Genomic DNA, 258 nt, shown 5'->3' on the forward strand with positions numbered 1-258 from the left:
TAATTTATTGGCAGGATACTATAAAGATAACCTTGAAAATTCCAAAATCAAATTCAGTAGTCATGCTACAACAAGCGGTTCTTTCAAGAGTATTTATGGATAAGTATATAGATCAATTAATATTTGACCACTCAGAAAAAATAAAAGCACTTATGTTCTTTTTAGCTACTGAAAATAAAAATGGAAAATATTCATTCTTTATTAATATTGTAAGTCGAATGTTTCTTGAGTTTGTATTTAGAATGTATGCATCAAAAG

Annotated in this window: 1 pseudogene; it reads left to right on the top strand. The window is 26.4% G+C overall.

Annotated features, from left to right (window positions below):
* Nucleotides 1-258: pseudogene (locus RYX56_RS23540) on the top strand (hypothetical protein); the annotation flags it as partial.

The sequence above is a fragment of the Alkalihalophilus lindianensis genome (genome assembly GCF_032843265.1).
GTDB lineage: Bacteria > Bacillota > Bacilli > Bacillales > Bacillaceae_D > Alkalihalophilus > Alkalihalophilus lindianensis.